This window comes from Pseudomonas sp. MWU13-2105, assembly GCF_023242315.1.
In the GTDB taxonomy this organism is placed as follows: Bacteria; Pseudomonadota; Gammaproteobacteria; order Pseudomonadales; family Pseudomonadaceae; genus Aquipseudomonas.
This window is the reverse complement of the sequence record NZ_JALLIY010000009.1, coordinates 35714-48141: the sequence shown is the minus strand read 5'-3', so window position 1 is coordinate 48141 and position 12428 is coordinate 35714. Positions and strand designations below refer to the sequence as shown.

Below are 12428 nucleotides of genomic sequence, written 5' to 3'. Positions count from 1 at the left end.
GGCTAGGCGGCTGAAAGACTCGAAGGGCGCTTTTTGGCGGGTGTTCGGCTGCTGTGGGAAATGTCCTATAGAGTTTTCTATTTCTTCCATTTCTCAATCGGAAGGCTCGTATATACCTGTCATTTCTGACAGTAGACGATACCGATCGAAATCTTGATAATCTCCGCCAGGCCGAGTTCCAGCGTTGTCCGGTTCAAGATTTTTCATAAAAATCTTTTAGCGGAGGATCAGGCCTTGAAAGTCTCAATCTTGATGTGTACCTATAACGGCCAGCGTTTTCTGGCCGAACAGATCAACTCTTTTGAGCGTCAAAGCCATTTCAATTGGAGCCTGGCGATATCCGACGACGGTTCTACCGATGGAACCCTGGATATCATCCATAGTTGTGCCAGTGACTGGCCGGTGGAACGCCTTAAAGTTTTTTCCGGGCCGAAGAAGGGATTTGCGGCCAATTTTCTCTCGTTGACCTGTCGTGCTGAAGTCCAGGCGGATTTTTATGCCTGGTCCGATCAGGACGATATCTGGAACGAGGACAAACTCGAAACCGCCTTGATGTGGCTGCAAAGTGTCCAGGAGCAGGTCCCGGCGCTTTATTGTGGGCGCACACAACTGATCAGTGAGTTGGGCATCGCGGTCGGCCAGTCCCCGCGATTTTCTCTGCCGCCGAAGTTTGCCAATGCCCTGGTACAGAATATCGGTGGTGGCAATACCATGGTGTTCAATCATGCTGCCCGGGAACTTTTACGCGAAGCCGGTCCGTATATTCCTGTTGTTTCCCACGACTGGTGGGCTTATCAACTGGTGTCTGGCGCCCAGGGCGGTGTGGTCTTCTACGACCCGCATGCCAGGACCCTCTATCGTCAGCACAAGAGCAATCTGGTCGGTAGCAATGCCGGTTGGCTGGCGCGTCTTTATCGACTGTGGATGGTTATCCATGGACGCTTTCATGAGTGGAACAGGAAAAATATCCGCGCGTTGGAAGCGATGAGTCATCTGCTGGATAAGCAAAATATCGAAACCCTCGCCAACTTTAAATCAGCACGAGATCAGCCGCTGTTCCATCGAATCGCCGGTATTCGCCGTTCCGGCGTCTATCGGCAGACGCTCGGCGGCAATCTGGGGCTGCTGTTTGCCGCCGTGATCCGAAAGATTTGAAGTTCTTCGGTGATGGGCTGTTTGTTTGGCCAGGTCGAGAGATCGTGGTTATTTGACTTTCAGAGGCATTGATCGCATGGATGAGTTCACCCGCAGGTCGAAGGAGATGTCGAGGGGCGTCTGGCGTCATCGAGGCCTCGCCTTGATGTTGGCGCGACGTGATATTAGCGGGCGCTATCGAGGATCGTGGCTGGGGCTACTCCGGTCGCTGGTTTATCCGCTGTTCATGTTGGCTATCTACTCTTTTGTCTTTGGTGGAATATTCAAGTTCCGTTGGGAAGCCGACAGTCGTTCGCTGTTGGAGTTTGCCCTGATTCTTTTTATCGGCATGATGGTTTTCAATCTGTTCTCGGAGTGTGTCAGTCGCTCGCCCGGCGTGGTGTTGGCCCATAGCAGCTCTGTCAGGAAAATCGTGTTTCCACTTGAAGTCCTGCCGGTTGTATTGCTGGTGGGGGCGTTGTTTCAGTTCCTGGTCAATCTATGTGTCTGGTTGCTGTTCTATGTGCTGTTTTTCCAACGGCTGCATCTGACGGCACTGCTGCTACCCCTGGTAATACTGCCTTTGCTGTTGTTTACCCTGGGGCTGTCCTGGGTCCTGGCGTCATTGGGGACCTACCTGCGTGATATCGGTCGGCGGGTTGGCGCATTGCTCAGCGCACTGTTGTTCCTGTCACCGATCTTTTATCCCGTCACCGCATTACCCGAGCGATTCCAGCCGCTCATGTATCTGAATCCATTGGCTCAGGTGATTGAAAATGCCCGATCGGTATTGATCTGGGAGCGGCTGCCCGATCTCGGCGCCTGGTGCCTGTCGTTGCTGGTCAGTGGCCTGCTTGCCTGGCTCGGGCTGGTTTTTTTCCAGAGAACCCGTGGGGGATTTGCCGATGTCCTCTGATATTGCCATCTGCGCCGAGGGGCTCAGCAAGTGCTATCCGATCTACAACAAAGCCAGTGATCGGCTCTTTCAAGAGCTGTCGCTGGGGCGAAAGTGTCGTTATCGCGAGCTTTGGGCGCTGAAGCAGGTCTCGTTCGAGCTGAGAAGGGGCGAAGCCATTGGCATCATCGGCCAAAAGGCCTCTGGCAAATCAACCCTGCTGCAGCTGATTTATGGAACCTTGAGCCCGACCTCCGGCGTTCTCCGCGTCCAGGGCCGTGTTGCGGCGCTGCTGGAATTGGGGGCCGGTTTCAATGCCGGGTTTACCGGACGTGAGAATGTCTATATGGCAGCTTCGCTGTATGGGCTGAGTCACGAGGAAATCAATCAGCGTTTTTCCGCGATTGCGGCCTTTGCGGATATCGGCGGGTTCATGGAGCAACCGCTCATGACCTACTCGAGCGGGATGTACGTGCGCTTGGCATTTGCGGTTATTGCCCACGTGGATGCCGATATCCTGGTAATCGACGAAGCCCTGTCCATGGGCGATGCCTGTTTTTTCAAGAAGTGCATGCGGTTTATCCGCAAGTTCAAGGAGCAGCGTTCGCTGGTTTTTGTCAGCCACGACACGGCGGCCATTATCCATCTGTGTGATCGGGTGATCTGGCTGGAGCACGGGGAAGAAAAGCAGACGGGTCCATCCTCGTGGGTCTGCGAGGCGTACCTGGACGATTTATTTCGCTCTATGAATGACGAACTCGCGGAGCCGGCTCTGGTTCGTGCCGAGGGGCACAAGCGCCTGCCCAAGGGCCATGCTCATGTTGGCTTGGGGTGGCTTGATCAGCGTGCCGAGCCGATCAATTCGAATGAGTTGGAAGTTTTTCGGTTCGACCCGCAGGCACCCGGCGTAGATACATTTGGTGGGCGCGATGCGCGTATTGTCGACGCCCGGCTCCGCGACTCCACGGGGGCCGGATTGACCTGGGTGCTGGCGGGCGAACGCGTCACGCTCCGCGTCGAGGCGCATGCTCTGGTTCGGCTGGAAGGCCCGATCATCGAGTTTTTTCTCAAGGACCGCTTGGGGCAGACGCTGTTCGGCGACAACACCTATATCAGCCAGATCGGCAAGGATCGTAGCGCCCCGGCGGGCTCGATATTGTCGGCGGAGTTCGAGTTCATCATGCCTTGGCTGGCCAAGGGCGACTATGTGATTCAGGTCGTGATCGCCAACGGCGAGCAACATGATCACCAACCACTGCACTGGTGCCACGAAGCCCTGTTGATCAGGTCGCAGCGTGATCCCGTGGCGACCGGAATCATCGACAGTCCATTTATCACTATCAGTCTCAACGTGACAGGTCAGTGAGGCGTCTTATGTATCCGACCAGGAAAGAGTGTGCTCAATGATGGAGGGGATTAGAGATTTATTTGAATCTATCGCCAGGCGAGATATCTGGTTGAGTTTCGCCTTGAGTGATACCCGGGCTCGTTATGCACGAAGCACCTTGGGGCCGTGGTGGATAACCTTGGGCACCGCGCTTGGAGTCATTGGCTTGGGCTTGGTGTGGAGCGCGGTGATGGGCGTTGATCTGCATACGATGCTGCCGAATCTTGCCGTGGGTTTGATTCTATGGTTCATGATTTCGGGGGTGATATCAGAGTCATCCAATTGTTTTATTAATCAGTCAGCGATTATCAGGAATTACTCACTGCCGTTGTCATTGCATATCTTGCGTTTGCTGTCCAAACATTTGATTAATTTTGCGCATAACCTGTCCATTGTAGTGGTCGTGTTTTTTATCTATGGCTTTCCAGCGTCGATCAATTTCGCCTGGGCGTTACTTGGTTTCCTGCTGGTGATGTTGAATTTGTGCTGGATCTCCCTGTTGGTGGCGACCCTGGGGGCCCGATTCAGGGACTTGGGACCCTCTATCGATGCATTAATGCCGGTGCTGTTTTTTCTGACACCGATTCTGTATAAAAAATCCGATGTTGCTGCGACCATCAACTGGTTTGCCTATAACCCGATTGCCACGCTGTTTTCCCTGGTAAAAAATCCATTACTTTCGTTGCCTGTCGTGCCCTTTGATTATCTGAGCATGGCGGTTTTCTGTCTGGTCGGCTGGGTAGTGGCGATCAGGTTTTTTGGCCGGCACAAAAAACATATTGTTTTCTGGATTTGATATGGCACTGATAGAGTTGAAAGACCTGTCGCTGACCTTTCCCGTGATCACTGAAACCGGTGCGTCACTGAGAAAACAGTTGGTGAAAATGAGTACCGGTGGGGTGATCTCCAGTGATCATTCGCACACGGTGCATATTCAGGCGCTGAAAAATATCAACCTGACCCTTAATGATGGCGATCGAGTGGGGCTGATCGGGCACAACGGTTCCGGTAAAAGCACGCTGCTGCGAACCCTGGCCGGGATCTATATGCCTTCCAGTGGAACTCGATATTTACAAGGCAGCGTGCAGGCATTGTTTGAACTCGGGGTCGGTACCGATCATGAATTGTCGGGGCGTGCGAATATTGACCGTTTGGCGCGCCTGTACGGATTTCCGTTAAAAAAAGTACAAGAGGATATTGTTGAGATTGAAGAGTTCTCCGGGCTGGGCGGGTATCTGGACCTGCCGATCAGGTCTTATTCTTCGGGTATGCAGTTGCGATTGATATTTGCCGTGTCGACGCTTTATCCCAGTGACATTCTCCTGATTGATGAGGTGTTTGGGGTCGGCGATGAAGCGTTCCAGGAGAAAGCCAAACAACGAATGGAAAGCATTATGCAAAGCTCAAAAATTGTGGTGATGGCCTCTCATTCAAGGGAGCTGATTAACAAGTTCTGCAATAAAACCATCAAGCTCGAGTCGGGCAGTATTGTTGATATTGATTCGATTGAGGAGGGGGTATGAGTAAAGCCGCATTTTTCAGGATCGCTAAAGCTACCGCTTTTGAGCTGCTAAGTCCCTACGCTTGCCGGCTTGCCCTGGCGACGTTGCGCGAACGTAAGTCGCCTGCGAATCTACCGCCTAGAGTCAAGCTCGCCTACTATTCACTCAAGGTCGCGAATGTATTTCTTCCACTGGCTTCGCTCATGCGTGAACAGGAGAAGTCGGAAATTGAACGTCCGCAGGTCTACGACGAGCATCTGCTGAACCTGATGGTCAATAGAGCTTATGACCTACCGGAGGTACGGGTCAGCAATCAGGAACCGGTGCGTATCAATGTGCTGGTGCCGGCCTTTACCATTAGTACTATTTCCGCGGGTTTTTTTGGTGTTTTCAATGTGGCCCTTTTTATTGCGCAACAAGGCTATCGTGTGCGCCTGGTGTTGTTTGATAATTTTTACTATGTCGAGGAAGAGTTTCGTAGCGCACTCAAAAAGTTTCCCTCGATGGAACATCTGTTCGAGCAACTGGAGATTGAATATATCGGCTCGCGGATTGTGCCGCTGCGGGTGTCGCCCAGGGATAATTGTGTCGCCACCGTTTGGTACAGTGCCTATTTTGCGAATAAAATCGCGCAGTTAACTGGCACTCGCCCGTTCTTGTATCTGATTCAGGATTTTGAGGCGGCCTTCTATCCATTTAATAGTCAGTACTGTATTTCCAGGGACTCCTACGGTTTCAACTATCATACCTTGTCATCGTCGAGTGCACTGCTAAAGTATCTTGAGGTCAACGCGATCATTCCTCAAGGCGCAGCCGTCAAGTCGATGAGTTTTGATAATGCTTACTCGTCCTCAATCTATCCGGAAAATGAATTTCATCTGGAGAAACAGAAAAATACCAAGCGCTTTGTGTTCTATAGCCGCCCGGCGGTGAACCGGAATATGTTTGAAATGGCGGCATTGGCCTTGATTGATGCGTTCAAGAAAGGTGCCTTCGAGGAGGGCGAGTGGGAGTTTTATGGGATGGGGATCGGCAATACGACGGTGCGCTTGGCCGACGGTGTAGAAGTGACCCAGTTGCCCAGATTGCCTTTGGATGAGTATGAAGCGATCACCAAGACCTTTGATTTGTGCCTAACGTTGATGTCCTCGCCGCATCCCAGCCTGATTCCCATGGACCTCGCCGCCTCAGGCGCCATTGTGGTCACCAACACCTTTGAAACCAAGACAGCGGATTACCTGACCGGTATTTCAAAAAACATCATTCCGGCGCACCCCGGCTTGTACCCGTTGTCCTCGGCCATTATCGAGGGCGCCAAGCGAACCCGGGATACCCAGGCACGTTATGCAAATGCCTCGGTCAATTGGCCTAAGTCCTGGGCAGAGACTTGGACGGATCAGCATCGGGAATTTATTCTGGAGGTTTTCAGCGATGCACAACAGAAAACAGCTTGAGGCGCGTCTCCAGGCGGTTGGTATCGACTGTGGCTGCGATAAGGTCGTTCCCCACCACTATCACCGGTTCTATGCGACTCACTTTCTAGACTATGTCGATCACCCATTCAAGTTGCTCGAGATCGGTGTCGGTGGCGAGGGGCGCGAACCAGGCGGGGCTTCCTTGCAGCTCTGGGCCGAGGTTTTTCCATTGGCGGAAATCTATGGCCTGGATATTTACGATAAAAGTGTTTTGGACCGCGACAGGGTCAAGACGTTTATCGTCGATCAGGGCGACGCGCTCGCCTTGAATGAATTTGTGGAAAAACACGGGCCGTTCGACATTGTCATTGATGATGGCAGTCACAAGCGTTCTGATCAGCTAACCAGCTTGTTTACTCTTGTTTCAAGCGTTGTGCCGGGTGGTTATTACGTCCTTGAAGACTATTTCACGTCGTATTGGCCTGTTTATGACGGGTCGACCTTGGCCAAGGATTTTCTTGATACCCCTGTCCGTTGGCTGAAGCAATCCATTGATATTATCAACCGAAACAATCTGCTTTCTGAACCGGTGAAAGCGCTGCTTCCCGACTGGGGCGTTGAAGAGCTGCATGTTTACCCAGGCGTGGCTTTTTTGCGCAAGGGCATGCAGGCCGTCCGGAGCGAGATACCCGGCGGCGATTTTTTTGAAAATCAACTGGAGCTGGATGAGTTGAGGTATGGGAAATACCAGGCTCAGTTTCTCGAGTACGCCCGCGATCCGATGACCCACTTGGCGCAGCTGAATAAACTCAAGCGGACACTGGAAGATAAAGTGGCCCGGATCAAGAGCCCTGGCCGCTCGAAACGCTGAGGTCAGCAGCGGCTGGCCCTGCCACCCCGGTCGCCCAGGCTGAAAACACCCCGCATCGCCCTGTGCTACCAGCCAATGTCCGAATATGTCGCAGCACCGCAAGCAGTGGCCTTCGCGCACTCGTTAAGCTGCGCAACGGAGCGTCGCCCGCGAAAATACCGCCTGTGCATCCGGCCGTTGTCGACGTGTGCGACTATCTTGAACGTGAATGTGACCCCTGGGTCGCGGCCAGCTTCATCAACCTGTCACTCTGTACTGCCCAGCTTTACCCTGCAGAGTGATGCAGGTCCCCTTTTCCGGGGAAGAAAACGCGACGCTTCTCTCTATATAACAAGCCCAAGCGGAGTACCACAGATGGCGTTCTTCACCGCAGCCAGCAAAGCCGACTTCCAGCACCAACTGCAGGCGGCACTGGCGCAGCACATCAACGAACAGGCACTGCCACAAGTGGCGCTGTTCGCTGAGCAGTTCTTCGGCATCATTTCCCTGGACGAGCTGACCCAGCGCCGGCTCTCCGATCTCGCCGGCTGCACCCTTTCGGCCTGGCGTCTACTGGAGCGTTTCGACCACACCCAGGCGCAGGTTCGCGCCTACAATCCGGATTACGAGCGTCATGGCTGGCAGTCGACCCACACCGCCGTCGAGGTCCTGCACCCCGACCTGCCGTTCCTGGTCGACTCGGTCCGCACCGAACTGAACCGCCGCGGCTACAGCATCCACACCCTGCAAACCACCGTGCTGAGCGTGCGTCGCGGCAGCAAGGGCGAGTTGCTCGAAGTCCTGCCCAAGGGCACCCAGGGCGAGGGGATCGACAAAGAATCCCTGATGTACCTGGAAATCGATCGCTGCGCCAACGCCGCCGAGCTGAGCGTGCTGTCCAAGGAGCTGGAGCAGGTCCTGACCGAAGTACGGATCGCCGTCGCCGACTTCGAACCGATGAAGGCCAAGGTCCAGGCGCTGCTGGCCGGTATCGACGCCAGCCAGTTCGCCATCGACCCGGAAGAAAAGGCCGAGATCAAGACCTTCCTGCAGTGGCTGGTGGACAACCACTTCACCTTCCTCGGCTACGAAGAGTTCGTGGTCCGTGACGAGCAGGACGGTGGACATATCGAATATGACGCCAACTCCTTCCTCGGCCTGACCAAACTGCTGCGCGCCGGCCTGACCGCCGACGACACCCGCATCGAAGACTACGCCGTCAATTACCTGCGCGAACCGACGCCGCTGTCGTTCGCCAAGGCCGCTCACCCGAGCCGCGTGCACCGCAATGCCTACCCCGACTATGTGTCGATCCGTGAGATCGACGCCGCCGGCAAGGTCATCAAGGAATGCCGCTTCATGGGCCTCTACACCTCTTCGGTGTACGGCGAAAGCGTGCGGGTGATCCCTTACATCAGCCGCAAGGTCGCCGAAGTCGAGCGCCGTTCGGGCTTCCAGGCCAAGGCCCACCTGGGCAAGGAACTGGCCCAGGTCCTCGAAGTGCTGCCTCGCGACGATCTGTTCCAGACCCCGGTGGACGAGCTGTTCAACACCGTGATGTCGATCGTGCAGATCCAGGAACGCAACAAGATCCGCGTCTTCCTGCGCAAGGACCCGTACGGTCGTTTCTGCTACTGCCTGGCCTACGTGCCGCGTGACGTCTACTCCACCGAAGTGCGGCAGAAGATCCAGCAAGTGCTGATGGATCGCCTGAAAGCCACCGACTGCGAGTTCTGGACCTTCTTCTCCGAGTCCGTGCTGGCCCGTGTGCAACTGATCCTGCGGGTCGATCCGAAGAACCGCCTGGACATCGACCCGCTGCAACTGGAAAACGAAGTGATCCAGGCCTGCCGCAGCTGGCAGGACGACTACAAGAGCCTGGTGGTCGAAGGCTTCGGCGAGGCCCAGGGCACCAACGTGCTGGCGGACTTCCCGAAAGGCTTCCCGGCCGGCTACCGCGAGCGCTTCGCCGCGCACTCGGCCGTGGTCGACATGCAGCACCTGCTGAGCCTGAGCGACAGCAATCCGCTGGTGATGAGCTTCTACCAGCCGTTGGGCCAGGTTGCCGGCCAGCGCGAGCTGCATTGCAAGCTGTATCACGCCGACACGCCGCTGGCGCTGTCCGACGTCCTGCCTATCCTGGAAAACCTCGGCCTGCGTGTGCTCGGCGAGTTCCCGTATCGCCTGCGTCACCACAACGGTCGCGAGTTCTGGATCCATGACTTCGCCTTCACCGCGGCCGAAGGCCTCGACCTGGATATCCAGCAGCTCAACGACACCCTGCAGGATGCCTTCGTCCACATCGTCCGTGGCGATGCCGAGAACGATGCGTTCAACCGCCTGGTGCTGACCGCCGGCCTGCCATGGCGCGACGTGGCGCTGCTGCGTGCCTACGCCCGCTACCTGAAGCAGATCCGCCTGGGCTTCGACCTGGGTTACATCGCCAGCACCCTGAACAACCACACCGACATCGCCCGCGAGTTGACCCGGTTGTTCAAGACCCGTTTCTACCTGGCGCGCAAGCTCAGCGTCGAAGACCTCGACGACAAGCAGCAACGCCTGGAGCAAGCGATCCTGAGCGCGCTGGACGAGGTCCAGGTGCTGAACGAAGACCGCATCCTGCGTCGCTACCTTGACCTGATCAAGGCGACCCTGCGGACCAACTTCTACCAGACCGACGCCAACGGCCAGAACAAGTCGTACTTCAGCTTCAAGTTCAACCCGCATGCGATTCCCGAGCTGCCCAAGCCGGTGCCGAAGTTCGAAATCTTCGTCTATTCGCCACGGGTCGAGGGCGTGCACCTGCGTTTCGGCAACGTCGCCCGCGGCGGCCTGCGCTGGTCGGACCGCGAAGAAGACTACCGCACCGAAGTCCTCGGCCTGGTCAAAGCCCAGCAAGTGAAGAACTCGGTGATCGTGCCGGTGGGCGCTAAGGGCGGCTTCCTGCCGCGGCGCCTGCCATTGGGTGGCGGTCGTGACGAGATCGCGGCCGAGGGCATCGCCTGCTACCGTATCTTCATCTCGGGCCTGTTGGACATCACCGACAACCTGAAGGACGGCGCCCTGGTGCCGCCGGCCAACGTCGTGCGCCATGACGACGATGACCCCTACCTGGTGGTGGCGGCGGACAAGGGCACCGCGACCTTCTCCGACATCGCCAACGGCATTGCCATCGACTACGGCTTCTGGCTCGGCGACGCCTTCGCCTCCGGCGGCTCGGCCGGTTACGACCACAAGAAAATGGGCATCACCGCCAAGGGCGCGTGGGTCGGCGTACAGCGCCACTTCCGCGAGCGCGGCATCAATGTCCAGGAAGACAGCATCACGGTAGTGGGCGTCGGCGACATGGCCGGCGACGTGTTCGGCAACGGCCTGTTGATGTCCGACAAGCTCAAGCTGGTCGCGGCCTTCAACCACCTGCACATCTTCATCGACCCGAACCCGGAGCCGGCCAGCAGCTTCGCCGAGCGCCAGCGCCTGTTCGACCTGCCGCGCTCGGCCTGGTCCGACTACGACGCCAGCCTCATGTCCGAAGGTGGCGGTATCTTCTCGCGCAGCGCGAAGAGCATCGCGATTTCCCCGCAGATGAAAGAGCGCTTCGACATTGGCGCCGACAAGCTGACCCCGACCGAACTGCTCAATGCCTTGCTCAAGGCCCCGGTGGACCTGTTGTGGAACGGCGGTATCGGCACCTACGTCAAGGCCAGCAGCGAAAGCCACGCCGATGTCGGCGACAAGGCCAACGATGCACTGCGTGTCAACGGTAACGAACTGCGCTGCAAGGTGGTGGGCGAGGGCGGCAACCTGGGCATGACCCAGCTCGGTCGTGTCGAGTTCGGCCTCAATGGCGGCGGTTCCAACACCGACTTCATCGACAACGCCGGTGGCGTGGACTGCTCCGACCACGAAGTGAATATCAAGATCCTGCTCAACGAAGTGGTGCAGGCTGGCGATATGACCGAGAAGCAACGTAACCAGCTGCTCGGCAGCATGACCGACGAAGTCGGCAGCCTGGTCCTCGGCAACAACTACAAGCAGACCCAGGCCCTGTCCCTGGCGGCCCGTCGCGCAGTCGAGCGGATCGCCGAGTACAAGCGCCTGATGAGCGACCTGGAAGGCCGTGGCAAGCTGGACCGGGCGATCGAGTTCCTGCCGTCGGAAGAGCAACTGGTCGAGCGCGTCGCGGCGGGCCAGGGCCTGACCCGTGCCGAGCTGTCGGTGTTGATCTCCTACAGCAAGATCGACCTCAAGGCGGCATTGCTCGAGTCCAAGGTACCGGACGACGAGTACCTGACCCGCGACATGGAAACCGCGTTCCCGCCGATGCTGGTGAGCAAGTTCGCCGATGCCATGCGCCGTCACCGCCTCAAGCGCGAGATCGTCAGCACCCAGATCGCCAACGACCTGGTCAACCACATGGGCATCACCTTCGTGCAGCGCCTGAAGGAGTCCACCGGCATGAGCCCGGCGAACGTGGCCGGTGCTTATGTGATCGTGCGTGACATCTTCCACCTCCCGCACTGGTTCCGTCAGATCGAAGCCCTGGACTACAAGGTTTCGGCCGAGACCCAGTTGGAGCTGATGGACGAGCTGATGCGCCTGGGCCGTCGCGCCACGCGCTGGTTCCTGCGCAGCCGTCGCAACGAGCAGGATGCTGCCCGCGATGTCGCGCACTTCGGTCCGCACCTGGCGGCCCTGGGCCTGAAACTCGACGAACTGCTGGAAGGCCCGACCCGGGAAGTCTGGCAGAAGCGTTACCAGGCTTATGTCCAGGCCGGTGTGCCGGAGCTGCTGGCGCGCATGGTCGCCGGTACCACGCACCTGTACACCCTGTTGCCGATCATCGAAGCCGCTGACGTTTCCGGCCACGATGCCGCCGAAGTGGCCAAGGCCTACTTCGCGGTGGGCAGTGAGCTGGACCTGACCTGGTACTCCCAGCAGATCAGCGACCTGCGGGTGAGCAATAACTGGCAGGCCCAGGCCCGTGAAACCTTCCGCGACGATGTGGACTGGCAGCAACGGGCGATCACCATCTCGGTGCTGAAGCTGGCCGACGCGCCGCAAGACATGGAAGCCCGCGTGGCCCTGTGGCTGGAGCGCAACGCGAGCATGGCCGAGCGCTGGCGTTCGATGCTGGTGGAAATCCGTGCCGCCAGCGGCACCGACTACGCCATGTACGCGGTGGCCAACCGTGAGCTGATGGACCTGGCGTTGAGCGGTCAGTCGGGGCAGTAATCGACTGATA

General features: G+C 57.2%; 8 protein-coding genes. All 8 read left to right on the top strand.

What is annotated here, in order from left to right:
• Positions 1-234: 234 nt before the first annotated feature.
• The 8 genes from M5B96_RS14565 (at position 235) to M5B96_RS14530 (ending at position 12418) form a co-directional block, all read left to right on the top strand.
• Positions 235-1155: a glycosyltransferase family 2 protein gene (locus tag M5B96_RS14565; protein ID WP_318654840.1), complete on the top strand. Its 921-nt coding sequence runs from the start codon at positions 235-237 to the stop codon at positions 1153-1155.
• 76 nt (positions 1156-1231) lie between these two features.
• The gene (locus M5B96_RS14560) at positions 1232-2050 is read left to right on the top strand and encodes an ABC transporter permease (protein WP_412548609.1); all 819 of its coding nucleotides are present in this window, start codon (positions 1232-1234) and stop codon (positions 2048-2050) included.
• The gene (locus tag M5B96_RS14555) at positions 2040-3395 is read left to right on the top strand and encodes an ABC transporter ATP-binding protein (RefSeq protein WP_248797370.1); all 1356 of its coding nucleotides are present in this window, start codon (positions 2040-2042) and stop codon (positions 3393-3395) included. Before M5B96_RS14560 ends, M5B96_RS14555 begins: the two co-directional genes overlap by 11 nt.
• 37 nt (positions 3396-3432) lie before the next feature.
• Positions 3433-4212, top strand: coding sequence for an ABC transporter permease (locus M5B96_RS14550; RefSeq protein WP_248797369.1), 780 nt, complete (start codon positions 3433-3435; stop codon positions 4210-4212).
• 1 nt (position 4213) lies between these two features.
• A complete protein-coding gene (locus tag M5B96_RS14545) occupies positions 4214-4939 on the top strand; it encodes an ABC transporter ATP-binding protein (RefSeq protein WP_248797368.1) in 726 nt (241 codons plus the stop codon).
• Positions 4936-6372, top strand: a complete 1437-nt coding sequence (locus M5B96_RS14540) for a hypothetical protein (RefSeq protein ID WP_248797367.1) — start codon at positions 4936-4938, stop codon at positions 6370-6372. The genes M5B96_RS14545 and M5B96_RS14540 overlap by 4 nt, the downstream gene beginning before the upstream one ends.
• Positions 6350-7204, top strand: coding sequence for a class I SAM-dependent methyltransferase (locus M5B96_RS14535; RefSeq protein ID WP_248797366.1), 855 nt, complete (start codon positions 6350-6352; stop codon positions 7202-7204). Before M5B96_RS14540 ends, M5B96_RS14535 begins: the two co-directional genes overlap by 23 nt.
• A 354-nt stretch (positions 7205-7558) precedes the next feature.
• A complete protein-coding gene (locus M5B96_RS14530) occupies positions 7559-12418 on the top strand; it encodes an NAD-glutamate dehydrogenase (RefSeq protein ID WP_248797365.1) in 4860 nt (1619 codons plus the stop codon).
• The last annotated feature ends 10 nt before the right edge of the window (positions 12419-12428 follow it).

Bases quoted from the DNA above. Each gene is read 5' to 3' on its own strand.
- M5B96_RS14550 (WP_248797369.1), top strand. From the start codon at position 3,433: ATGATGGAGGGGATTAGAGATTTATTTGAATCTATCGCCAGGCGAGAT.
- M5B96_RS14535 (WP_248797366.1), top strand. From the start codon at position 6,350: ATGCACAACAGAAAACAGCTTGAGGCGCGTCTCCAGGCGGTTGGTATC.
- M5B96_RS14555 (WP_248797370.1), top strand. From the start codon at position 2,040: ATGTCCTCTGATATTGCCATCTGCGCCGAGGGGCTCAGCAAGTGCTAT.
- M5B96_RS14545 (WP_248797368.1), top strand. From the start codon at position 4,214: ATGGCACTGATAGAGTTGAAAGACCTGTCGCTGACCTTTCCCGTGATC.
- M5B96_RS14540 (WP_248797367.1), top strand. From the start codon at position 4,936: ATGAGTAAAGCCGCATTTTTCAGGATCGCTAAAGCTACCGCTTTTGAG.
- M5B96_RS14530 (WP_248797365.1), top strand. From the start codon at position 7,559: ATGGCGTTCTTCACCGCAGCCAGCAAAGCCGACTTCCAGCACCAACTG.
- M5B96_RS14560 (WP_412548609.1), top strand. From the start codon at position 1,232: ATGGATGAGTTCACCCGCAGGTCGAAGGAGATGTCGAGGGGCGTCTGG.